Origin of the sequence: Aeromonas sp. QDB54 (assembly GCF_027707385.1) — a bacterium.
GTDB lineage: Bacteria > Pseudomonadota > Gammaproteobacteria > Enterobacterales > Aeromonadaceae > Aeromonas > Aeromonas hydrophila.
In genome coordinates, this window is sequence record NZ_JAPCIT010000002.1 from 262,306 (window position 1) to 285,844 (window position 23,539).

Here is a 23,539-nt window from a genome sequence, read left to right on the forward strand (position 1 = left end):
ACAAGCGCCTTGCTTCGCCTTTGTCATCATACGGCTTTGTTAATTACTAAAACGCATTAAAAAGCATTTTTTATTATTTTGAGGGATAAGCAGCCCTGCCTATAGTCGCCCCATATTAGTCGTGTTCCGAGGGATGGGCCGAAATGGATTATTTGCCGATGTTTGCCAAATTGGACGGTCGCCCGGTGCTGCTGGTGGGAGGGGGCGAAGTGGCCCTGCGCAAGGCGCGCCTGCTGCTGGCGGCCGGTGCCAGGCTGACCCTGGTCTCCCCCGAGCTGGAACCCGACTTCCACCAATTTGCCGATCGCTTCACCCATCTGGCGGAGCGCTTCACCCCGGCCCATCTGGCCGGTCAGATTCTGGTGGTGGCCGCCACCGACGATCTCGAGGTCAATGCGCTGGTCTATCAGAGCGCCAACCAGCTCGGTCTGTTCGTCAACGTGGTGGACGACCCCAAGCGCTCCAGCTTCATCTTCCCTTCCATCATCGATCGCAGCCCCATCATGGTGGCCGTCTCCAGCGGCGGCAAGGCGCCGGTGCTGGTGCGCCTGCTGCGCGAGCGGCTGGAGAGCCTGCTGCCGCGCCATCTCGGCGGCCTGGCCGAGCTCTCCGGCCGGGTACGTGACCAGGCCAAGCGGGTGCTCTCCTCGATCTCCGACCGTCGTCGCTTCTGGGAGCGCGCCTTTGCCTCCAACACCCTGGCCGGTCTGATTGAGAAAGAGGATTGGCAGGGGGCCGAGCAGTGGCTGAACGAGGGGCTAGATAATGCGAAAAGCGAAGTGGGCGAGGTGGTGCTGGTGGGGGCGGGCCCCGGCGATCCGGGCCTTCTGACCCTAAAGGCGCTGCAACAGATTCAACAGGCCGAAGTGGTGCTCTACGACCAGCTGGTCTCCACCGAGATCCTCGACCTGGTGCGCCGCGATGCCACTCTGGTGTCGGTCGGCAAGAAGGCGGGGGCCCACAGCGTGCCCCAGGAAGAGACCAATCGCCTGCTGGTGGAATACGCGAAAGCGGGCAACCGGGTGGTGCGACTCAAGGGGGGCGATCCCTTCATGTTCGGCCGTGGCGGCGAGGAGCTGGAAGTGCTGGCCGACGAAGGCATCCCCTTCTCGGTGGTGCCCGGCATCACGGCCGCCGCCGGTGCCACTGCCTATGCCGGCATTCCGCTCACTCACCGCGACCATGCCCAGAGCGCCGTCTTTATCACTGGCCACTGCCAGAAGGAGGGCAAGGAGCCCGACTGGCAGCAGCTCGCCGCTACCAGCCAGACCCTGGTCATCTACATGGGGCTGATGCGCTCCGAGCATATCCGCCAGCAACTGGTGAGCCATGGCCGAAGTGCCGCCACTCCCATCGCCATCATCGAGCGCGGCACCACCGCCCGCCAGCGGGTACTGACCGGCACCCTGGCGGATCTGGCCGAACTGGCCGCCCAGGCAGTGAGCCCGTCACTTATCGTCATCGGCGAAGTGGTTGCCCTGCGCGAGCGGCTCGCCTGGTTTGGCGAGGGGCAACAGCAGGGCGCCTGCGACCTCAAGCTGGTGAGCCTGGCCTGAGCGCCGGCGGCGACAGCCATCGATTTGACGGTGCGGCCATGGCGGCACTGACCTGAACCAACACCGCGCCCTGACCAGGCGCGTTAGCAATGAACCGAGGACCCAGACATGGACCGTGAAAGACTGACCCACTTGCAGCAGCTGGAAGCCGAGAGCATCCACATCATCCGCGAGGTGGCTGCCGAATTTGAAAACCCGGTGATGATGTACTCCATCGGCAAGGACTCCTCCGTCATGCTGCACCTGGCCCGCAAGGCCTTCTATCCGGGCAAGATCCCGTTCCCCTTGCTGCACGTCGACACCGACTGGAAGTTCAAGGAGATGATCAAGTTTCGCGATGAGACCGCCAAGAAGTACGGGCTGGATCTCATCGTCCACAAAAACCCGGACGGTCTGGCCATGGGCATCAACCCCTTCGTGCACGGCAGCGGCAAGCACACCGACATCATGAAGACCGAAGGGCTCAAGCAGGCGCTCAACAAATACGGCTTTGACGCCGCCTTCGGTGGGGCCCGCCGCGACGAGGAGAAATCCCGCGCCAAGGAGCGGGTCTACTCCTTCCGCGACAAGTCCCACCGTTGGGATCCGAAAAACCAGCGTCCGGAGCTGTGGCGGGTCTACAACAGCCAGGTCAACAAGGGGGAGAGCATCCGGGTGTTCCCGCTCTCCAACTGGACCGAGCTTGACATCTGGCAATACATCTACCTCGAGAACATCGACATAGTGCCGCTCTACTTTGCGGCCCATCGCCCGGTGGTGGAGCGCAACGGCATCAAGATCATGGTGGATGACGAGCGCATGCCCATCGGCCCTGAAGATGAGGTGAAGCAGGAGCTGGTGCGCTTCCGCACCCTCGGCTGCTACCCGCTGACCGGTGCCATCGAATCCGCTGCCACCACCCTGCCGGAGATCATCGAAGAGATGCTGCTCACCACCTCGAGCGAGCGGCAAGGGCGGCTCATCGACCACGATCAGGCCGGCTCCATGGAGCAGAAGAAGCGTCAGGGCTATTTCTAAAAAAATGTTCTAAGGAATCGCAACATGAACAACCACATTCAGACCGCCATCAGCGAACAGGGCATTGAAGCCTACCTGCACGCCCAGCAACACAAGAGCCTGCTGCGCTTTCTCACCTGCGGCAGCGTGGACGACGGCAAGAGCACCCTCATCGGCCGCCTGCTGCACGACTCCCAGCAGATCTATGAAGATCAGCTCAAAGCGCTGGAATCCGACAGCCAGAAGCTCGGCACCACCGGCGAGAAGCTGGACCTGGCGCTCTTGGTAGACGGCCTGCAGGCGGAGCGCGAGCAGGGCATCACCATCGACGTGGCCTACCGCTATTTCTCCACCGCCAAGCGCAAATTTATCATCTCGGATACCCCGGGCCACGAGCAGTACACCCGCAACATGGCCACCGGTGCCTCCACCTGCGATCTGGCCATCATCCTGATCGACGCCCGCAAGGGGGTACTGGATCAGACCCGCCGTCACAGCTTTATCGCGAGCCTCCTTGGCATCAAGCAGTTCGTGGTGGCGGTGAACAAGATGGACCTGGTGGAGTTCAGCCAGGAGGTGTTCGAGCGCATCAGCTTTGAGTATCGCGAATTCGCCAAGAAGCTCAGCGTCGACACCATCCACATCGTGCCGGTCTCGGCGCTGGACGGTGACAACGTGGTCAACCCAAGCGACAAGCTGGCCTGGTACGAAGGCGAGACCCTGCTCTCTCTGCTGGAGTCTGCCGAGGTGGAACGCGAGCTGGAGCGTCACCCGGTGCGCCTGCCGGTGCAATACGTGAACCGCCCCAACCTCGATTTTCGCGGCTTCGCGGGCACCCTGGCCTCCGGCATCCTGCGGGTCGGCGACAAGCTGGCGGTGCTGCCCTCCGGCAAGGAGAGCACGGTGACCCGCATCGTCACCTTCGACGGCGATCTCGACTACGCCCTGCCGGGTCAGGCCATCACGGTCACTTTTGCCGACGAAATTGACATCAGCCGTGGCGACCTGCTGGTGGATGCCGCCAGAAAGCCGCTGGTGACCCAGAACGTGCTGGCTCACATCGTCTGGATGGGGGAGGAGTCTCTGCAACCGGGCCGGGTCTATGACGTCAAGCTGGCCACCAAGAAGAGTCGCGGCCAAGTGGAGGCCATCCGCCACCGCATCGAGATCAACAAGCTGGACCAACTGGATGCGAGCGAACTCAAGCTCAACGAAATCGGTCTGTGCGAGCTGAGCCTGACCGACCCGGTGGCGTTCGACCCGTATCAGGAGATCCGCGATACCGGCAGCTTCATCCTGATCGATCGGCTGACCAACGTCACCGTTGGCGCCGGCATGATAGTGGAGGGCTTGGCCGCTAAAGTGGCAACAGGGCACTACAGCGAGTTCGAAGTCGAGCTCAACGCCCTGGTGCGCAAGCACTTCCCCCACTGGCAGGCGCTGACCATCAGCAACGACGCAAGCAAGGAATAAGCCCATGACCTGGCAACAATCCCTGGTGCTGGGTCTGCTGGCTGCCCTCGTCGCCCTGCTGATCCAGGGCAAACTCCGGCCGGCGCTGCTCTTCTCGGGTGCCGTGCTCATCACCTATCTGAGCGGCCTGGCGGACATCAACGCCGTGGTGGCGGGCTACACCAACAGCGCCCTGCTGACCCTGGTGCTGTTGCTGCTGGTCTCCTTGGCGGTGGAAAAGACCCGGGTCATGAGCTGGTTCGCCAACCTGGTGGGCACCGGCTCCTTCAACAAGGTGCTGGTCAAGGTGTGGTTCTCCACCGCCTTCCTGTCGGCCTTCGTCAACAACACCGCCGTGGTGGCCTCCATGCTGGGGGCGGTCAAACGCAATCCCAACCATGCGCCATCGCGGCTGCTGCTGCCCATGTGCTTCGCGGCGACCTTTGGCGGCGTGCTGACCCTGATCGGCACCTCCACCAACCTTATCGTCAACAGCTTCCTCATCAAGATGGGGGCCAAGCCGCTCGGCATGTTCGACTTCTTCATGGTGGGGGCGGGAACCCTGCTGACCGGCCTGGTCGCCGTGCTGCTGTTTGCCCGCCACCTGCCGGAGCAGGACACCGAGATGAGCCGCGAATCCGGCTACTTTCTCGAGGCCAAGGTGGGCCCCGGCTCGCCCATGGCCGGTCGCAGCGTCAAGGAGAACGGCCTGCGCAGCCTGAAAAGCCTCTATCTGGCCGAGATCATCCGCGGCAACCAGGTGATCTGCCCGGTTCAGCCGGAACACGAGCTGCACGAGGGGGACATGCTGCTGTTTTGCGGCGACGTGGAGAGCGTCGGCGTGCTGCAGGAGCTCAAGGGGTTGGATCTCTACGGCCAGCACCGGCTCAACGGCCAGCACCTGGTGGAGGTGATCGTCAGCCACAGCTCGCGCCTGGTGGGCCAGACCATCAAGGATGCGGAGTTTCGCACCCACTTCGATGCGGTGGTGCTGGCGGTGCGCCGGGGCGAGACCCAGCTCACCGGCGGCCTCGGCCAGATTGAACTGCACGCAGGGGACACCTTGCTGCTGGCGCCCGGCCCCAAGTTTGCGGGCAACAAGTCCCTCTCCCGCGAGTTCGTGGTGGTGAGCGGGCTGGAGGCCTCCACCCGGCTCGATGCCACGCGCAGCGCCGCCGTGGTGGGCGGTTTTCTCGGGGTGTTGGCGCTGTCGGTGTTCGATCTGGTGCCGCTGTTCAAGGGGCTGCTGGTGATGCTGGTGGTACTGCTGTTCTCCCGCATCCTGACCCTGGACGAGATCCGCCGCCGTTTTCCGCTGGATATCTGGCTGGTGGTGGGCGGGGCACTCGCCATCGCCGATCAGCTGGAAAAAAGCGGGCTGGCCCGGGTCATCGCCGACTGGCTGATGGGGGAGTTCAACGGGGCTAGCCCCTTGATCGCCTTTATCGGCATCTACCTGTTTACCCTGGTGCTGACCGAGCTGATGAGCAACAACGCGGCTGCGGCGCTGGCCTTCCCCATGGGTTATCAGCTGGCGCTCAGCATGGATGTCTCCACCATGCCGTTCATTCTGGCGGTGCTGTTCGGGGCGAGCTCCAGCTTTATCCTGCCCTACGGCTACCAGACCAATCTGATGGTCTATGCGGCGGGCAACTACAAGATGCCGGATTACCTTAAATTAGCCCTGCCGGTCTCCCTGGCCTACAGCCTCGGGGTGATCGTCATGGTGCCCCTGCTGTTTCCGTTTTAAGGCGCACAGCCCGTGTCCTGCAGGGGTTAGGATGCTTTGCAGGGAATATACATACACGACGACCATGGCCCCCGTCAGTGGCGAGTGGCCGGAGGCTGAGCTCCAGGGAGCCAGACCGTTTCAGCATTGAGGCGTGAGCGCCAAGCAAGGAGTTTTGGATGAGCAATATCGTGTGGCATGCCCATGCCGTCGACAAACGGAGCCGGGCCGAGCAGAAGGGACAGAAGCCGCTGGTGATCTGGTTCACCGGGCTCTCCGGGGCGGGTAAATCCACTCTGGCGGGAGCACTGGAGCAGGCGCTGGCCGCGCAAGGCAAGCACACCTATCTGCTGGATGGGGACAATGTGCGCCACGGCCTCTGTGGCGATCTGGGCTTCGATGACGCCGCCCGCCAGGAGAACATCCGCCGGGTTGGCGAGGTGGCAAAACTCATGGTGGATGCGGGCCTGATCGTACTCACCGCTTTTATCTCGCCGTTTCGTGCCGAGCGTGCGCTGGTGCGCAATCTCGTGGGTGAAGGGGAGTTTGTCGAGGTGTTTGTGGATGCGCCCCTTAGCGTGTGTGAAGAGCGCGACCCCAAGGGGCTCTACAAGAAGGCGCGAGCCGGGGAAATTCGCAACTTCACCGGTATCGACTCCGCCTACGAGGCGCCGGAGCAGCCGGAAATCCATCTGCTCAACGCCGGCAAGCCGGTGGAAGTGCTGGTGGAGGAGTTGCTGGCTGCGCTAAGGCTGCGGGGGCTTATCGACTGAGGTAAATTGTCGATACCAAACATAAACATCGGAGGGGGCGTTTGCCCCCTTGTTTATTGCTTTTCAATTATATGACTGTCGTCATAGCCTCCATGCATAAAGGAGGGAGTGTCTATTGAAGAATGTATCTTTTAATCTGACAAGAATCATGTCATTAATTAGGTAGTTCTTTGATAGTGCTTATCTTCCCATCGATGATTTTTATTTCTTCACCAGGGCATTTAACTTGACTGTTTTTGCATGAATAGGTAACGGTTTTACTAATTAGTTGTTTTTCTTTGTTTATTACAAATTTCACTTTGCTGCGGTTTAGGCCGTATGTTGCGTAGATTAGGCATTCCGAGTCACCAGTCCTTAAATCTGCGACTTTGACTCTGCCAGCATCATTATCACTTAGTAGCTTTAGTTGTACTAGTCGGTTTAAGTTTTGTGGTACAAAAACGTCTTTTTCTAACCATACAGGTGCACATTCTTTGTATATATTGTTGCTAATGTCATTATTCCAGCCGCTCTCATAGGCACTTTTAGGTGCGGATGCACAAGAAATAATAACAAACGCTGATAATATAAAGAACAAGAACCTCATCGTACTATTCCTTCAATGTTTTTTTGACGGTAAACCAATAGGTAGTGGCATATCAATGCCATTGCAAATGGCACTTAAATACTAAGTGCAATGCATAGTAAAAATACCAAACGATTTTGCATTGATATTCAGATGTTTCATGGGCAATGTTTACGTACTAAAACGTGAAGCAATCTCTATTTTATTAACAAGATAGCCTAAAGAACCAATGCCACCATCCCTATCAAAAAAATCTAGTATATTGAGGATGCGGGCAGCTCGACGCTTTTCGGTTTCTAATGAACTTTCAGTGTCGCGTATCTTGATGTAAGGTGCCTTTATTTCTTCACTAACGAAGTGATTTGAATTACTAGCGATAATGTATGCCTCTAAAGCCATGCCATAGTTACTTTCAAATAAAGTCCCTTTTTTGTCTGCAGCCTTGACATGTTCGACGAGTTGAATAGGAGAAAGAGAACCAGATATAAATCGTTTATATACTTCAGGCTGTTTCACTTTTAAAACTATAAGTAGGCCTAAAAACAATGGGAATAGCTTATAATTTGATGGAGTTGTTCGTATCGATAGACTTAATAATGAGCAGCAATGAGTCTGCTCACGCAGAGTTAATTGGTATATATCAAATAGCTCAGTAAATATCTCTAGAGCCTGCTCTCCTTCATATCGTGTATTTTCTGATTTTTTTGTTGAGAAGTAATCTCTGAATGCATACTGGGAAAATAATGAATTAACAAACTTGCCTTTTTCTGGGGATGGCAAAAGATAATCAAAGTCAATAAAACGTCTTAAATACCCATTTACATTGATATCTATCCCATAAACGGCTTTGATTGAATGGCCTAACTGTTCCTTGTCCGCACCTAAAACAAAGATAATATTGGATACATTGAAAAAATGCTTGGCTTTTTCAAGTATTTCAATGGAGTATGTGGGGTGACATCTATCGAGTTCATCAATAATAAATACTAGTGATTTATTTTCTTCAATTGATATACTTTCTGCAAATTCTGAAAGGTGTTGTCTAAATACGCCGAGTGTCTTCTTGGCTCGTTCATATTTTTCAATTTGATCCTTTGCAACTGATTCAGCGAAAGAACTCAGCGCTTGTTCTGTCATTTTATCTAAATCAAGGATTCCAGCTGTGGCCAATTTAGCCGCAATAGGGATAGATCGCTTAACAAGACCTAATCCTACTTGTTTTGCTTTCTCATAATATTCTCTTGCTTTTCCTTCATTTTGGGAGGTGTCAAGATTTGCCATGAGCAAACCTATTTCACCAATTAGAGACACAAAAGCATCATCTGTAAAATCATTTTCCCAAGCATTAAAATAAAGAGTTGGTATATCATTATCTTTTAGGTGCTGCTCCCACATTCGTAAAAATGTTGTCTTACCTTGTCCCCATGGGGCATCAATGCAAATAACCATTGGCTCTTTTGACGACAGTACAAATTCAGTCAGAATTTCTGCGCTTTCTTTACGGTCGAGTTTGTCATTGGCAAAAGGATTGCCTGCGATAATCTCAACATCTTGTGCTTTAAGTATCATCATACCACCTAGTACTTATAACTAAATTGGGACACGTATGAGGCATGCATCAGTTTCACTATAAAAAGGAACGGGTATTGAGAATGCCCATCTCGTATGTTGGGCTAAAAATCGTAGATTGGTGCTGAACGTAGTGAATCTCAAAGTTTACCGCAAAGCGTATTAGAAAAATTGTTTTACCGATCGACCCAATCCATGTTTATCCCGCTCTGGTTGAGGTAGTTATGTTCGTCTGTTGGGCTTAGTTGCACTCGGCACCAACCGACAAAAACCACGCTACCGCACCTGACTTCCAGTATAAACATCGGAACGCTCTTCTATTTTACCTAAACGAACTAACCTGGAAGCAATGGAACCTTTTGTTCTTTTATGTATTTTTGATAATTCATCAATACGCAATCCTGAATCAAAGTTATTTGCCAGCATTTCATCTTCATCTGGCCTCCATGGCTTACCTGCATTTTCTGGTAAATCAGATTTACGCTTTTGAGAAGAAATTGATGCTTCGAGACTCTGCTTTGCAACAAATAAAGCTCGAATAACTTGTGGTTGGTTAAAACTGCTTTCGTGTGATAACTCTTCACCTGTTTCTGGATTAACGCCTTCTGACAATGCTGAGATGATTTCTAAAGCCTTAATTACATCCATATTTTCCCCTTTAACGCTGAAGAACTTGTATGTTGGGTTTTGCTACGCTCTGTGCCAATCGGCAAAACCGCGTTACCCCCTCTGAATTTTCAGCCTCCAGTTTGCTACATTTTCTCTGTGGTGTGACTCATAGCTGACTCCGGCGAGAGTAAAATAATAAACTGTTATCACGGTATAAATAGGACATTTACCAGCCTACCCAGCTTCAATCAGTTGCCGCAGGAACTATTGGGTGGATTGCCTAGCTTCGACATTAACCACATGTTCATATCGCCGACGACCTCTTTGCGCAGGCTTTTACCGTCACTGTCCTTCAATCCATGATCAAGTTTTTCGTAACGCCGATATTCAATATTGTTTTTGCCTAGGTCTTTAAGGCGCTGCAACAATTCATCTGTTTTCTGTGGTGATACCGAAGTATCCATTCCACCCTGGACGATCAGCAAAGGAGACTTTACTTTTTTAAGGGTATCCAGCTGATCGATGGAGAGCATCTGCTGCCACCAATGATAGCCATGCCCGCTGACGTCAAGTTCAAAGGGTTTGTTGTTAAGAACATGTTCGGCAAACCCTTTAAAGCCGTCGATCTCTTTTCTCGCCGCATCGAGATTTTTATGCTCTGCAGCGATGCTGTGTGAGACGTCATCGATAAACCAGCGCCCACCGCCATTAAAGGCGATGGTGGCATCGATAGAGTCAATCTCCGTGGTCACCAAGTTGGCGATAACGGCCCCTTCGCTGCCGCCCAAGAGGATAAATGTCTTGTATTGCCCATTTTTTCGAACGGTATCGAGTACCACCTTGATATCCGCGACTCGCTGCGCAGGGCTATCCTTTTCAAGATATTGAACAGGGCAATCCTTGCGTACCGGATCGGTACTGTATTTTAAATTGCTATCAATGCCATACTTTTCGATCAGCAGAACATCAGCTTCTGGCCAAACATTTTTATAGTCGGAAAGTATCGAATCAATGTTAAGCACACTGTTGCAATCAGAGCCTTGCAGAATCAGTAGCAGTGTATCTGCGTCATGGGCATGTTGGACCAGATAATAGGAGATAGGCGGGCCATCACCCCTGCTGGCTGTGCGAGTGGTGATATCTTCAGCATTACTGGTGAATGTCAACAAGAGCAAAATAAAAGACACTACCCGGATTTGCATTGTATCCCCTAAGGGTGATGAGAAAAGATAGGCTTCCCAATGGCTGCTGAAGCCTTTATTCATTGGTAAATCACCCCAGCCTGGCTGGGGTCGACAACGGCACCTTGTTATAAGCCATCAACCACCAAACTCTCGGCTGATAATTTTTGTGGGGATAACATTTTCTGGTAAGTCACTAGACGCCTTTTGAACAAAATCACCAGCCAAACCAAATGCTTTATCAACGGGTTCTACTTTTACTCCACTTTCGACAGCTAAATCCAAAATCTTCTTGCCAATATCATTGCAAACATCGACCCAGTTTTTTGGCAATTCCCCTATGGTGAGCTTGGGTTGACAGGTTAGTTGAAAAGTTTCTTTACCTTCTTGTACTTGAATCGAAACATCAACACATTCACTTTTATATGGATTGGCTAAGACACTTGAACTAAGTAAAAATATGGCTCCAACATATGATTTTATCATGACACGTCCTTGTGATTTTTAATGCGCACCAAGGGGCCGGTAACGCACGACAGCTAAACGCAGTAGCAACAACGATAGCCGCTGTGGTCATGGTTGGAATCGTCACGCGTTGACAGTTCCTCTTGAGGCGTTGGTTATGAGTGTGACTCAAAGGGAGTCAGGTTTACTTCTTCAAGCTCACAAACTGCTTTTACCGTTGGATTGTCGCTGAGACGCTGTAAGTACAGCGCTAAGTGATTAAAGGTCATTGGTGACCGTTTGATTGGCAGGGACCATCCTGCAAGCATAAATAGAAAGTAATCACATGCTGAAAATTTATCACCCAACAAATACTCATTGTTTTCTAGCTGGTCATTGATGATAGATAAAGCTTCCGCTATACGCTCATCCTGTGCAGCTATCACGCAAGGTATTGAAACTTCATCAGTTGTATGTTTATGCGGATAGTAGCGAACCATCAATTCGGCTTGGAGTGTATTATTTAGGAATGACAGCCATTGAAAAAACAATGGCCTTTTCGGATCGCCAATAAGAGGGATTAATTCGTATTCAGGATGCAATTCACAAATGTGGATACAAATTGCAGGGCTTTCGAAAATGGCCTGTCCGTCAACGACCAATGTTGGAATACGACCTGCTGGATTTAACTTCAAATAATTAGCTAATTTCTGAGCATTAGACTTTTTATCGACTAACAACAACTCATAATCTGCTTGCACATGATGAAGTAAAAAATGGGGAGCTAAACTCGCATTGTTCGGATAATAGTAAAGTTTTAACAAAATTGGTTCCTGTCCGTGAAATATAAATGCTCATAATGGTGGTGAGATGTAAGACGGTACTAACACGTTATAACCGCCTTACATATAATACTACCCGGCCTTAATGCCAAGAATGAAAATGATGTTTTGAATAAATAGCTTAACCTTACATCTTTGAGGCTTAATGCCTTCACTTTACGTCCTCTTTTAGCACCTCAATTACCACCGAATAAAGAAACAGTAAGAGAGTCGGCCGTGGAAATCATAGGCAAGGCTACCGCCCCTGAATTTCAGCCTCCAGTCTGCTGCTCCTTTCCCTGTGGTGTGGCTCTGGTCTGGTACATGGCTGACTCCGACAAGAGGGGATCTGCTGGCCATGTTACCGAACGGAGCCTTTTAGGGAAGGGGGAGTGGGTGATTTCTCGGGCAAGATCAATAAATTGAGCGGCCATGGGGCGGTGGTCGGGCGATGTAAGGACCTCCGCGACCTTGTTTGCTCAGTGCTCGCTGCACATTTGGGCGGGGGAATGAACTGCGGGGCTGTCACGCTGTTGAGCGAGGCGCAGCACAGATACTAGGGCGAGGGCATCAAGGCTGGGTCTGTGATGGTATGGGCGTTTCCATTCGGTCAACTCTGCATGCCCCACCCGAGATAAATGAGCCCGCTGTCGGTGACGACGGCGGGCCCATCTTTTTTGTTGTTAGCGCACGTTCTGCAAGTCCAGCTGGCAGGCACCGTCCGGTGACTGGATCCGGCGGGCGAGCGGGGGAGCTTGGTTGACCATTGCCGCTCATTGCCTGCCTGCAAATAGACGATAGCAAGGGGCGGGCCAGATCCTCGGTGAGCTTGTCACACGCTTCTTGTCACGGCATTGACCTGGGGCAGCCTGTGGCATGAGGTGTCAGAGCTGACGGTATTTGCATTTCAGGAACTGTTTTGGCAACGGCAGGCCACTATTTCGCAAGATGCTGTGGCGGTGTGCGAAACGACGGAGCCCGGGGGACGGGCTCCAGGGGATCAGGGGGCTGGGTCGGCCGGGGCAGGCTCAGGCCCGGCGGACGGGGTCAGCATCATGGTCTCTATCTGCAGTCCCTGCACCAGCACGGTTTTCAGGTCCTGCAGGTACTCCTCCAGCGGCGGCTCCTGCAGCAACTGGGCGAGCTCGTTGCCGACCGGGGTCAGCCGGTAGTAGAGCAGGGTGATGTTGGCCTGCTTGCGCTGCAGCCGCCAGCGCTGATCGCCGAACTCCAGCTCTACCCCGTCGGCGGGCAGCGGGCCGGACTCCAGCTCGCCCCGGTGCAGCAGGCCGAGTTCGAACAGCTGCAGCAGGGCGTTGTAGGGGATGCGGTACTTGCCAAGGCCGAGCCGGGTCACCCGGGCCCGGCTGAGCAGGCTGGCCCCCTTGTGCAGCCCCAGCAGCAGCCGCTGCTCGTCGCTGCCCACGTAGTGGCAGGAGAGGGAGCAGATGCGCTGGAACAGCTGGGCCTCGCGCTGGGTCATCTCCTTGAGGGTGGAGAGCGCGCGGATGGAGAAGCGGCCCGGGGTGGCGATCTCGATGGCGAAGATGCGGCCCCACAGCTGCTGCATCGGCACCATGCTGATGTCTTCCGCCAGTTGCAGGAAGCGGGTCAGCCAGTCGCTGTCCATCTCGCCGCCGGCGGCCGTCTCCTCGCAGTGGCGGGAGGCCATCACCATGATGGCTTCCAGGTTGCGCTGGCGGGCGGCCTGATCCGCCAGCTGGCGAAAGGTGGCGCGCTGCTCGAAGGTGCTGTCGCTGTTGCGGGTGAGCATGCCGTCGATACCGCGGCTGCGGGCCAGGCGCAGGGTCTGCTCCTGGCTGCTCAGGATGGAACTCTCTTTCTTGGGCGGGGGCAGGTCAGCCATGCTGGCTCCGTGATCGCAAGGTCTAGCCTTGAATGTTACTCCAACCGGGATGGCGGGCAATCCCTCAGGCAGGGGCTGGTCGGGATCCGGTCGTCGCGGATAACAAAACGGCCTCCCGCGGGAGGCCGTGTGTGCCTGGTTACTGCTCTTCGTAGACGCTCACCTCGACCGCCTCCATGGAGTAGGAGGCGGTGGCCATCTCGTGGCTGGAGCTGACCGTGCGCATCTTGCCCTTCACCCAGATGGCATCCCACAGGTCGTCCACCGGCGCCCCCTTGGGGTAGCTCACGTAGACCACCTGGTTGGTGGGCGGAGGCGGCACATGGATGCAGGCGCCGAAGTAGGGCACCAGCAGGAAGGCGGTGATCTTCTTGGCATCCCCCTCCAGCGGCACCACGAAGCCCGGGATGCGCACCTCTTGGTTGTCCAGCTTCTGGTTGACCCCGCCCACCGGCTGCGGCACCGAGGCAAGGTTGCCGTCGTGGCTCACCTGGGGGGGCGGCAGCAGTTTTTCACCGGCGGGAATGAGCACATCCCAGTCGATGGTCTTGTACTCCACGGCCATGGCCGGCAGCGCCAGCAGGGCGGCCAGCAGCGCCACAATTTTCCACTTCATCATCTGTCCTTCTCGTTTTTTATGGGCGTCTGGCTAGACGCGAATGCTCATGCCATCGCTCAGGCTGTAGCGATAAGCGCGGGCCGCGGGCAACAGGCCGATCACCATGCCGGCCAGCCAGACCAGCCCCAGCAGCAGCCACTCGTGGGCGCTCGGCAGCCCCAGGCTCAATTGCAGGCCATAGTGGCTGAGCAGCCAGGGGGTGGCAAGCCCCTGCCCCAGGTAGAGCACCGCCACCCCGAGCGCGATGCCGGCGGTGGTGAGGGCCATCGCCTCCAGTGCCAGCAGCAGGAACAGGTGGGCGGGGCCGGCGCCGAGAGAGCGCAAGATGGCAAGCTCCCGGCGCCGCTCGTTGAGGCCGGCCAGCAGGGTGGTCAGCATGCCGATGAGGCCCGCCACTACCACGAAGCCGGCGATCACCGACAGCGCCGTCTCCGCCACGCTCATCAGGCTCCACAGCTCCTGCAGGGCGGCCCCCGGCAGGATCGCCATCAGCGGCTCGCCCCGGTAGGTGTTGACGCTGCGCTGCAGCTGGAACGCCAATATCCGGTTGCTGAGCCCCACCATGAAGGCGGTGATGGTCTTGGGGGTGAGATCCTGCGCCAGCGCCTGCTCGGCAGTCACGTTCTTGCTGTGACGGCCGGTGTCCCAGCCCAGGTGGATCGCCTCGATGCCGGCCAGCGGCACGTGGATGGTGCGATCGATGGGGGTACCGGTCGGTGCCAGGATCCCCACCACCTTGAATGGCAGGTTGTCGTGCTGGCTGAACGAGGTGTTGCCGGCGCCGTGGGCGATGACGATGGACTGATCCAGCTTGTAGCCGAGCTTCTCGGCCACCTGGGCGCCGAGCACCGCCTCGAACGGTGTGTCGAACGCTCGCCCTTCACGCAGCTCCAGCGCCTGCTGCTGGCCGTACTTCAGGTGGGTGAAGTAGTCGCCATTGGTGCCAAGCACGCGAAACCCCTTGTGGGAGTCGCCAAGGGAAAGCGGGATGGTCCAGGCGATGCCGCGCTGGTTCTTGATGGCCTGATAGGCATCCCAGCCCACGTTGTTGGTGGGATTGCCGATGCGAAACACCGAGTAGAGCAGCAGGTTCACCTGGCCGGAGCGGGCGCCGACGATGAGATCCGTGCCCGACACCGTATTGGCGAAGCTCTCGCGCGCCTGGTTGCGCACTCGCTCCACCCCGAGCAGCAGGGTGACGCTGATGGCGACGGCCAGCAGGGTGAGCCCGGCGGTGAGGCGACGGGCCCAGAGGCTTTGCAGGGCGAGTTTCAGCATGATGCCCTCCGGTTTTGTGGTCGTACCGCGTGGGTGCGAATGGCATTCATCAGGGAGATGCAGTGTTGAACGGTGCTCAGCATGATGCCCTCCTGTTCAGGTGTTGCAGGTTTTCCACCCGCGGAAAGAACGGTTCGAGGTAGGGATCGTGGCTGACGAAGACCAGGGTCGAACCCTGCTTGTCGCACTCCTCGAACAACAGCTTGATGAAGGCGGCCCGGTTGTCGGTATCGAGGGCCGAGGTGGGTTCGTCGGCGATCACCAGCGGTGGTGAGCCGATCAGCGCGCGGGCGGCGGCCACCCGTTGCTGCTGGCCGATGCTGAGGGCATGGACGGGCCTGTGTAGCGCCTCCTCGGGCAGTTGCAATTCCCGTAGCAGGCGGCGTGCCTCGTCGGCCGGGCTGCCCTGCAGCCGGGCCCGCTTCTCGGGGGAGAAGGTGAGGGCGCTGGTGACGTTGTCCTGCACGGATAAAAACGGCAGCAGGTTGAACTGCTGGAAGATGTAACCCAGATTGGCCGCCCGGAAGTGGTCGCGGGCACGGCCAGAGAGCCTGGCCAGCGGCTGGCCCAGCACCTCCAGGGTGCCGTGGTTGGCGGTCTGGATCCCGGCCAGCAGGCCGAGCAGGGTCGACTTGCCCGAACCGGACGGTCCCTTGATGAACACCCGCTCTCCCTCGCTGATGGTGAGGGCGGGCAGATCGAGTACAACCTCGTGACCCGGCCAGGCAAAGGCCAGATCGCGGATCTCAACCACGGCGTTTTTCATGGCGTTACCAGCTCAGTTTGTTGGCGGAGGGGGTCAGCTCGGCAGCAGTCTGGCCGCTGGGCAGGATGCCCTGCACGCTCAGCTTCTCCAGGCTCGGATAGACGCTGAACAGGGTGGCCTCCAGCCCGGTCAGCTTGGCCGGGGTAGCGCAGGTGTAGGTGTACATGGCGCCCATGTCGGCGTGACCGGCATCGTCGTGCTGGTGTTCGTCGTGTTTGCCGTCAGACTTCTGGTGGTCATGGTCATGGTCATGGTCATGGTCATGGTCATGGTCATGGTCATGGTCATGGTCATGGTCATGGTCATGATCGTGCTCTTCTTTGGCGGCCTGCAGCTCTTGCTGGGTCAGCTTGCAGCCGGCGGCCGGGTCGAAGCGAAACAGGGCATCGGGTTGCTTGAGTTGAGCCATGGCCTTGGCGTATTGCGCCTTCTCCTCGTCGCTCTTGGCGGCATGCTCGAAGCCCACCAGATCGGCGGCGGGAGCCTGCAGCTCGATCATCAGCTGGTTGCCATCGAGTACCAGATTGAGGTGACCGTGGCCGTGCTCGTGGGCACCGTGGCCGTGACTGTCGTGTTCATCGTGGTTTGCCTGCACGCCAAACGCGGCGGCCGCCAGTAACAGGGTGACTGCTTTCATCGTTAATCCTTTGAAAAATTTATTGAAAAATGGATTTAGCCGGATAAGCGATGAAGCAGTGGCGGCGCGCGAATGCGGCACTGGCCTGACGGGGTGACATGAGGTTTGGGCAAGGCGGCATCAACGAGCTTGCCGATGACCACTTGTGAAGACGGGATGACCAGGGTTGGGGTGAGTGCCAGCTTGCCATCCAGATGCAGGGCGCAGAGGACGCAGGCGTGGTTGTGGCCGGGCAGGTCGGCTTCCAGCGGATGTTGTGCCAGCACCGGTTGCAACCACAACCAGCCCAGCAGCAGCAACCAGATTTTCAGCTTGGTACGACCCATAGACCCCTATCAAAGGGGCGCCATCAGCGCCCCTTCTTTCTGACTTAGAGATGGGACTTGATGAGCCCCATCACGGTAGCGATATTGTTGGCATCGAGCTGGCCATCTTTGGCAAACAGCACCTTGCCCTCTTTGTCCAGCAGGATGATGGCCGAGCTTTCCGGCGCCAGATCCCAGGCGTTGCGGGCCATGCCCTTGGCATCCAGCACCATGGCGGACCAGGGGAATTCCTTCTTGCTGTCCTCGGCACTGCTCTTAACAAAGCCGGAGGTGCCCCAGATGGCGTCATTGCTGTTGATGATGGTGACGGTCTGGTACTTGTCGTGGGGCAGCTTGGCCGCCTTGATCGCTTCGATCATAGGGGCGTTGAGCTCCTTGGCACTGGAACGACCGGCGATGTGCTGGATCAGAAAGACCTTGCCGGCCAGCACCTTGCTTTGCCAGGGCTGATAGCTGATCTCTTTCTCTTTCAGAACCAGTTCACCCTTGTCGCTGATGTTGACCAGCGGCACCTGGGCCGACTCCTTGATGTTGTGAGCCAGGGCCAAGGTTGGCAGCAGCGCCAGAGTAAGTACGAGATGTTTCATCCTGATGACACTCCTTTTGTTATGTTATAACGATTTTTGCATTGAGGGAATGGGGCAGTACTCATCCTAAACTGATCGGATCTGTTTAAGAAGTGTTAAATAAACGTGTGATTGGCCCGCTTGCCTGCCCGCCTGCGCGGGGTCTGGCTGGCAAAGGCGGCTAGAATGGCACGCAGTCGATAAAAATCAATTGCTTATCAACTGGTTTGAGGAGTCTGGCTGCGGCCTGCAGCCAGACAGGAGGTGAGGGGGGGCTCAGTAGAGCGGTTCGCTCACCAGCGGAATCTTGGCCATGGTCATCTGCTGGGCCAGCAGGGGTGAGCCGGTCAGCAGAACGTGGCGCTGGTTGCCGATCACCACGGTATCCCCTTTCAGGCCGCTGTCGGCAGTAATGGCGAGCCAGGCCGGCGAGACGCTGCCGATGCTGATGTTCGGGTAGATGATGCTGAGCATGTACTGGGGGGCCAGCTCGGCCAGCAGGCTGGCCATCAGCAGCGCCTTCTCGTCGCTGTCAGCCTTGTTGCTCTGCAAGGCTTGCAGCGGCGGCGCGAAGTGGTCCATCTGCTCGGGCGGGGTAGGAATGCCGCTCAGCCACTCCTGCAGCAGGCCGACGCTGGTGGCCAGATCCTTGGCCAGGAACTGTTTCGCCAGGGGCCTCAGGTCGCCCTTGAACTGGTAGAACAACTGCGAATAGTTGGGACGCACGCAGGGCAGCTTGCGATTGGCGGGATGGACGCAGGGCACCACCCGCATCTGATAGAAGGCATCGTCCTGATATTGCTGATAGGCCTGCCAGAACAGGGTCGACTCCATGCTGTCGTCGTGCAGGGTGAAGGCCTGCTCCAGATTGCGAAACTTGGTGGCGGTCTCGGGGCTGGTCTGATTGATCAGGTTGATGCTGTTGTAGAGCCGCGGACTGATGTAGGAGTAGAGGGTCTCCAGCGGATAGTTGAGGGAGGCATCGAGCAGGCTCATCTCGTGGCGGCTGGCGGAGATGACCCGCTCATCCGTGTTCAGTAGCAAATGCTTCTGCTGGCCGTCGGCCGATTGCCACTGCCAGCTCAGGGTGACCTCGTTGGCCCCGGCCATGGACGCGAACACTAGACTCAACAACAGACCTTGTGCCAGTTTCATGATGTGCATCCTGCTCGGGGTGATAATAAACAACTAGGTGAGCTGGCCGATTTTGGATGAGTCTGGCATTTGTGATTTTGATAACAGATTGATCGGGCTTTTAATTTAATTCTGGAAATAAGTCATGCAGGAAACCGTCATGAAGCGAATCACACCGTTGTTGCTGCTGTTGGCCACCTTGCCGGTCGCGGCGGGGCCGGTCATCGTCAATCAGGGGATGTCCAGCGCGGATACCTTTGCCCTGCGGGACAAGCTGGCGCGGGAACATGAATGGCAGGAGTGGCTGCGTTTCCAGCAGGCCATCAAGTGGCTGGAGGTGCTGCCGGTGAACTGCGAGCTGATGAGCGATCAGGATGGCAGCTATCGCTGCGGGGGAGACTACTACCGATCCTATCGACAGGATGGGCGCGACATCTATATCCAGGGGGATCCTGCCGGTGTGACGCCGGGTCAGCGCCCGCAACAGCCCATAAAAAAGGCGCCTTGAGGCGCCTTTTTCACGATAGATACGCTTACTTGGCAGCGTAACGCTCGGCAGAGCTGATGATCTCGGCTTCGGCAGCGGCCTTGTCGCCCCAGCCTTCAACCTTGACCCACTTGCCTGCTTCCAGCTCTTTGTAGCGCTCGAAGAAGTGCTGGATCTGGGCGCGCAGCAGCTCGGGCAGATCGTTCACATCCTTGATGTGATCGTACTGCTTGGTCAGCTTGGAGTGCGGAACGGCCACGATCTTGGCATCTTCACCGGATTCGTCGGTCATCTTCAGCACGCCAACCGGGCGGCAGCGAATGACGGAGCCGGCCAGCAGCGGGTAGGGAGTCGGCACCAGCACGTCGACCGGATCACCATCCAGAGACAGGGTGGCGTTCACGTAACCGTAGTTGCACGGGTAGAACATCGGGGTAGACATGAAGCGATCGACGAAGATGGCACCGCTGTCCTTGTCGACTTCGTATTTGATCGGGTCGGCATTCTGCGGGATTTCGATGATGACGTAGATGTCGTCGGGCAGGCTCTTGCCAGCCGGGACCAGGTTCAGGCTCATGACGTTTCCTTTGAGTGTTGGAGTCAAGTTTGCAGGCCGATATTATAGCGATGTCGCGTCAAATGACCATATTTCAGGGCCACTGCGACAGAGTTGGTGGATACCGCACAGCTTGGGTCTGCCAAATTGCCGTCACCTTGCTAGAATGCGCACTCCCTTTACTGGAAAAGGCAGCGGTATGCACATTCACATCCTCGGGATCTGCGGCACCTTCATGGGTGGTCTGGCGGTGTTGGCAAAACAGCTTGGTTACCGGGTGACCGGTTCGGATGCCAACGTCTATCCCCCCATGAGTACTCAGCTCGAGCAACAGGGCATCGAACTGACCGAAGGTTATGACTCTTCCCAGCTCGATCCGGCGCCGGATCTGGTGGTAGTCGGCAATGCCATGAGCCGCGGCAACCCCTGTGTGGAGTATGTGCTGGACCGCAATCTGCCCTACATCTCCGGCCCCCAGTGGCTGCTGGAGCACGTGCTGCAGGATCGCTGGGTACTGGCCGTCGCCGGTACCCACGGCAAGACCACCACCGCCAGCATGCTGGCCTGGGTGCTCGAATACGCCAAGCTGGAGCCCGGCTTTCTCATCGGCGGTGTGCCCGGCAATTTCCCGGTTTCCGCCCGTCTCGGCTCCGCCCCCTTCTTCGTCATTGAGGCGGACGAGTATGACTGCGCCTTCTTCGACAAGCGCTCTAAGTTCGTCCACTACCACCCGCGCACTCTGGTGATGAACAACCTGGAGTTCGACCACGCGGATATCTTCCCGGATCTCGCCGCCATCCAGCGCCAGTTCCACCACCTGATGCGCACCGTGCCGAGCAATGGCCGGGTGCTCTTCCCCAAGGGGGACGAGAACCTGGCTGCCGTGCGCAAGATGGGCTGCTGGAGCGAAGTGGAGCTGGTGGGTCAGGACGACGCCCAGTGGAAGGCGGTCAAACTGGCCGACGACGGCTCCGCCTTCGAGGTGTGGCTGGACGGCGTGAAGCAGGGCGAGGTGCACTGGGAGTGCATCGGCGAGCACAACGTCAACAACGGCCTGATGGCCATCGCCGCTGCCCGCCATGCCGGCGTGATGGTGGAGCACGGCATTGCGGCGCTCTGCCAGTTCAAGTCCCCCAAGCGGCGGATGGAGCTCAAAGGCGAGGTAGCCGGCATCAGCGTCTATGACGACTTCGCCCACCACCCCACCGCCATCGAGACTACCCTCGGCGGCCTGCGCGCCAAGGTGGGCAAGGCCCGTATCCTGGCGGTGCTGGAGCCCCGCTCCAACACCATGAAGCTGGGGGTCCACAAGGAGGAGCTGGCCGGCTGCTTCGATGGCGCCGACGAGGTGTTCTTCTTCCAGCCGCCCAACATCGGCTGGGATCTTGGCGAGGTGACCACCCACATGACCCGACCGGCCAAGGTGTTCAACGATCTGGAGACTCTGATCAACCGGCTGGTGGCCGAGTGCCGCGATGGCGATCATATTCTGATCATGAGCAACGGTGGCTTCGGCGGCATTCATGACAAGCTGATCGCCCGCCTCAAGGACTATCACGGCCAGCTATGAACAAAGCGATCACCCTGGCGCTGACCGGCGCCTCCGGCGCCCCTTATGCCCTGCGCTTGCTGGAATGCCTGGTGCAGGCGGATTATCGGGTCTACCTGCTCGCCTCCTCGGCGGCTCGTGTGGTGCTCAAGACCGAGCAGCAGCAGGAGTGGCCCGGCTCGCCCAAAGAGCTCTCTGCCTATCTCTGTCGTCAATATGGCGCCCGCGAGGGGCAGATAGTGGCCTGTGGCAAGGAGGAGTGGTTCTCGCCGGTCGCCTCCGGTTCGGCAGCGCCCAGGCAGATGGTGGTCTGTCCCTGCTCCATGGGCACCGTCTCGGCCATTGCCAACGGCACTTCCGACAATCTGCTGGAGCGGGCGGCGGACGTGGTGATCAAGGAGCGCGGCCAGCTCATTCTGGTACCTCGCGAGAGCCCCTTCTCGGCGATCCACCTGGAGAACATGCTGAAACTGGCACGGCTCGGGGTGACCATCATGCCGGCGGCGCCGGGCTTCTATCATGAGCCAAAGAGCATCGCGGATCTGGTGGACTTCATGGTGGCGAGGATCCTCGACCATCTGGGGATCGAGCACGATCTGACCCGCCGCTGGGGCTACGCCAAAGGGTGAGATGGGAGATTGCGGACAAACAAAAGCGGCGCCGACCTGAACAGTTCGGCGCCGCTTTATTTTGACGGAGCGGGTTAGGCTGCCTGGATCGGGGCCGTCACGTACTTGAACAGAAAATCGGTCACTTCTTCCCGGTCAGGGCGTTGTGGCTGATTGATCATCTGCATCATGACGTAACCAAAACCGGTCAGGGAGCGGGCCAGGTCCTGGGCGGACAGCACGCTCTGGATCTCGCCGGCATCCATGGCGCGTTGCAGGTGGGGTGCAATGCGCTCCAGTGCCTTGTCCAGCAGCTTGGCGTAACGGGGCCAGACCTCTTCCCGCACCGATGAGCTCCACTCCAGCCAGATGCTGGCGTGGTCAGGCTGATCGTAGGCGGCGTCGACAAACAGCTTCACGTGGCGGCGAATGCTGTCGCTGACCGGGCCCTGGCCGGTGTAGGCCTGTTCCAGCATCTGATGCACGAAACGTTCGATCTCGGCCAACACTTCATCCACCAGCTCTTCACGGGTGTTGAAATAGTTGAACACGGTAGCAACCGAGACCTTGGCCTGTTCTGCGATTTCGGCGTGACCCGCACGGCCAATGCCGCGACGGGAGAACACCTCGATGGCACATTCCATCAATTGATTGCGTCGGGCTTCCGGCGAAAGCCGGGTTCGACGTCTTATTTCTGCGCGTGGTTCCATAGTTTTTTCATCTAATAGTTATTGATTATGGTGTTTATAGTATTGTCACCGATAATGCCCGAGGGCCTGCTAACTCTATCAATTAAAATAAGCCGATAAAAGCATCACGTATGCCTGACGCCCTTCGGCTTGAATGGTAGAATCATCGGTTTTGACGTTAATGAACGGCCAAATTCGCTTTGGCCATTATGGAGTAAGTGATGAAACACACTGTCGAGGTGATGATCTCCGAGGCTGAAGTCGCCGCCCGGATCGCCAAATTGGGTGAAGAGATCACCGCCCGTTATCAGGGCTCTGACGAAGTGGTCATGATCGGCCTGCTGCGTGGTTCCTGCATCTTCCTGGCCGACCTGTGCCGCCAGACCCAGCTGCCCATCACCCTGGATTTTATGACCGCCTCCAGCTATGGCTCCGGCATGCACAGCACCCGTGACGTGCGCATCCTCAAAGATCTGGATGACGACATCAAAGGGAAGGACGTGGTGATCGTCGAAGACATCATCGATACCGGCTACACCCTCAACAAGGTGCGCGAGATCCTCTCTCTGCGCGAGCCGAAATCCCTGGCCATCTGCACCCTGCTGGACAAGCCGTCCCGCCGCGAAGTGCAGGTGCCGGTAGACTGGATCGGTTTCTCCATTCCCGATGAATTCGTGGTGGGCTGTGGCATCGACTATGCCCAGAAGTACCGCAATCTGAAGTTCATCGGCAAGGTAGTACCGCAAGAGTAAGCAAGGTTCA

Annotated in this window: 25 protein-coding genes; 9 read left to right on the top strand and 16 right to left on the bottom strand. The window is 57.0% G+C overall.

What is annotated here, in order from left to right:
* The first annotated feature begins 143 nt into the window (after positions 1-143).
* The 5 genes from cysG (at position 144) to cysC (ending at position 6,506) form a co-directional block, all read left to right on the top strand.
* The gene (gene cysG / locus PG881_RS03215) at positions 144-1,556 is read left to right on the top strand and encodes a siroheme synthase CysG (RefSeq protein WP_270798014.1); all 1,413 of its coding nucleotides are present in this window, start codon (positions 144-146) and stop codon (positions 1,554-1,556) included.
* A gap of 108 nt (positions 1,557-1,664) precedes the next feature.
* Complete coding sequence (cysD, locus tag PG881_RS03220; protein WP_039214485.1) at positions 1,665-2,573, top strand: sulfate adenylyltransferase subunit CysD; 909 nt, start codon at positions 1,665-1,667, stop codon at positions 2,571-2,573.
* A 24-nt stretch (positions 2,574-2,597) separates the two neighbouring features.
* A complete protein-coding gene (gene cysN / locus PG881_RS03225; protein WP_270798016.1) occupies positions 2,598-4,025 on the top strand; it encodes a sulfate adenylyltransferase subunit CysN in 1,428 nt (475 codons plus the stop codon).
* 4 nt (positions 4,026-4,029) lie between these two features.
* Positions 4,030-5,754, top strand: coding sequence for an SLC13 family permease (locus PG881_RS03230; protein ID WP_029304865.1), 1,725 nt, complete (start codon positions 4,030-4,032; stop codon positions 5,752-5,754).
* 158 nt (positions 5,755-5,912) lie between these two features.
* Positions 5,913-6,506, top strand: a complete 594-nt coding sequence (gene cysC, locus PG881_RS03235) for an adenylyl-sulfate kinase (RefSeq protein WP_270798017.1) — start codon at positions 5,913-5,915, stop codon at positions 6,504-6,506.
* 154 nt (positions 6,507-6,660) lie between these two features.
* Here the strand turns inward: cysC and PG881_RS03240 are convergent, their stop codons facing one another.
* From PG881_RS03240 to PG881_RS03305, 14 genes are all read right to left on the bottom strand, one after another.
* A complete protein-coding gene (locus PG881_RS03240; protein WP_270798018.1) occupies positions 6,661-7,092 on the bottom strand; it encodes a hypothetical protein in 432 nt (143 codons plus the stop codon).
* A gap of 150 nt (positions 7,093-7,242) precedes the next feature.
* The gene (locus PG881_RS03245) at positions 7,243-8,640 is read right to left on the bottom strand and encodes a KAP family P-loop NTPase fold protein (protein ID WP_270798019.1); all 1,398 of its coding nucleotides are present in this window, start codon (positions 8,638-8,640) and stop codon (positions 7,243-7,245) included.
* Between the two features lie 276 nt (positions 8,641-8,916).
* Positions 8,917-9,288 carry a hypothetical protein gene (locus PG881_RS03250; RefSeq protein WP_270798020.1) on the bottom strand — a complete coding sequence of 124 codons (372 nt, stop codon included), beginning with the start codon at positions 9,286-9,288 and terminating at the stop codon, positions 8,917-8,919.
* A gap of 209 nt (positions 9,289-9,497) precedes the next feature.
* Positions 9,498-10,514, bottom strand: a complete 1,017-nt coding sequence (locus PG881_RS03255; RefSeq protein WP_270798021.1) for an alpha/beta hydrolase family protein — start codon at positions 10,512-10,514, stop codon at positions 9,498-9,500.
* 54 nt (positions 10,515-10,568) lie between these two features.
* Positions 10,569-10,916 (bottom strand): hypothetical protein, encoded by a 348-nt coding sequence (locus PG881_RS03260; RefSeq protein WP_270798022.1) that lies wholly within the window; start codon positions 10,914-10,916, stop codon positions 10,569-10,571.
* Positions 10,917-11,050: 134 nt separating this feature from the next.
* Entirely contained in the window at positions 11,051-11,698 is a 648-nt protein-coding gene (locus PG881_RS03265) for a glutathione S-transferase family protein (RefSeq protein WP_270798023.1), read from the bottom strand.
* Between the two features lie 997 nt (positions 11,699-12,695).
* The gene (locus PG881_RS03270) at positions 12,696-13,562 is read right to left on the bottom strand and encodes a TIGR03899 family protein (RefSeq protein ID WP_043127439.1); all 867 of its coding nucleotides are present in this window, start codon (positions 13,560-13,562) and stop codon (positions 12,696-12,698) included.
* A gap of 139 nt (positions 13,563-13,701) precedes the next feature.
* Positions 13,702-14,181 carry a DUF3299 domain-containing protein gene (locus PG881_RS03275; RefSeq protein WP_011707301.1) on the bottom strand — a complete coding sequence of 160 codons (480 nt, stop codon included), beginning with the start codon at positions 14,179-14,181 and terminating at the stop codon, positions 13,702-13,704.
* A 30-nt stretch (positions 14,182-14,211) separates the two neighbouring features.
* Positions 14,212-15,459 (bottom strand): ABC transporter permease, encoded by a 1,248-nt coding sequence (locus PG881_RS03280; protein WP_168755482.1) that lies wholly within the window; start codon positions 15,457-15,459, stop codon positions 14,212-14,214.
* A 76-nt stretch (positions 15,460-15,535) separates the two neighbouring features.
* Positions 15,536-16,225 (bottom strand): ABC transporter ATP-binding protein, encoded by a 690-nt coding sequence (locus PG881_RS03285; RefSeq protein WP_270798024.1) that lies wholly within the window; start codon positions 16,223-16,225, stop codon positions 15,536-15,538.
* A 4-nt stretch (positions 16,226-16,229) separates the two neighbouring features.
* A complete protein-coding gene (locus PG881_RS03290; protein WP_270798025.1) occupies positions 16,230-16,862 on the bottom strand; it encodes a DUF2796 domain-containing protein in 633 nt (210 codons plus the stop codon).
* A gap of 35 nt (positions 16,863-16,897) precedes the next feature.
* On the bottom strand, positions 16,898-17,188 hold the full coding sequence (locus tag PG881_RS03295; protein ID WP_045789052.1) for a hypothetical protein: 291 nt from the start codon (positions 17,186-17,188) through the stop codon (positions 16,898-16,900).
* Positions 17,189-17,232: 44 nt separating this feature from the next.
* A complete protein-coding gene (locus PG881_RS03300) occupies positions 17,233-17,775 on the bottom strand; it encodes a YtfJ family protein (RefSeq protein WP_011707296.1) in 543 nt (180 codons plus the stop codon).
* A 255-nt stretch (positions 17,776-18,030) separates the two neighbouring features.
* Positions 18,031-18,909 (bottom strand): hypothetical protein, encoded by an 879-nt coding sequence (locus PG881_RS03305; RefSeq protein ID WP_029302247.1) that lies wholly within the window; start codon positions 18,907-18,909, stop codon positions 18,031-18,033.
* Between the two features lie 124 nt (positions 18,910-19,033).
* On the opposite strand from PG881_RS03305, the gene PG881_RS03310 reads away from it, so the two are divergent.
* Positions 19,034-19,396 carry a hypothetical protein gene (locus tag PG881_RS03310; protein ID WP_270798026.1) on the top strand — a complete coding sequence of 121 codons (363 nt, stop codon included), beginning with the start codon at positions 19,034-19,036 and terminating at the stop codon, positions 19,394-19,396.
* Between the two features lie 25 nt (positions 19,397-19,421).
* Here the strand turns inward: PG881_RS03310 and ppa are convergent, their stop codons facing one another.
* Positions 19,422-19,952 carry an inorganic diphosphatase gene (ppa, locus tag PG881_RS03315; protein ID WP_011707292.1) on the bottom strand — a complete coding sequence of 177 codons (531 nt, stop codon included), beginning with the start codon at positions 19,950-19,952 and terminating at the stop codon, positions 19,422-19,424.
* A gap of 178 nt (positions 19,953-20,130) precedes the next feature.
* Here ppa and mpl point away from each other — a divergent pair, with 178 nt between their 5' ends.
* Together mpl and PG881_RS03325 are read left to right on the top strand one after the other, a co-directional pair.
* Complete coding sequence (mpl, locus tag PG881_RS03320) at positions 20,131-21,501, top strand: UDP-N-acetylmuramate:L-alanyl-gamma-D-glutamyl-meso-diaminopimelate ligase (protein ID WP_270798027.1); 1,371 nt, start codon at positions 20,131-20,133, stop codon at positions 21,499-21,501.
* A complete protein-coding gene (locus tag PG881_RS03325; protein ID WP_041218363.1) occupies positions 21,498-22,109 on the top strand; it encodes a flavin prenyltransferase UbiX in 612 nt (203 codons plus the stop codon). The genes mpl and PG881_RS03325 overlap by 4 nt, the downstream gene beginning before the upstream one ends.
* 74 nt (positions 22,110-22,183) lie before the next feature.
* On the opposite strand, the gene PG881_RS03330 is transcribed toward PG881_RS03325, so the two are convergent.
* Positions 22,184-22,798 carry a TetR/AcrR family transcriptional regulator gene (locus PG881_RS03330; RefSeq protein WP_011707289.1) on the bottom strand — a complete coding sequence of 205 codons (615 nt, stop codon included), beginning with the start codon at positions 22,796-22,798 and terminating at the stop codon, positions 22,184-22,186.
* 200 nt (positions 22,799-22,998) lie between these two features.
* Between PG881_RS03330 and hpt the strand changes: the two genes are divergently transcribed.
* Positions 22,999-23,529: a hypoxanthine phosphoribosyltransferase gene (hpt, locus tag PG881_RS03335; protein WP_011707288.1), complete on the top strand. Its 531-nt coding sequence runs from the start codon at positions 22,999-23,001 to the stop codon at positions 23,527-23,529.
* Positions 23,530-23,539 lie beyond the last annotated feature (10 nt).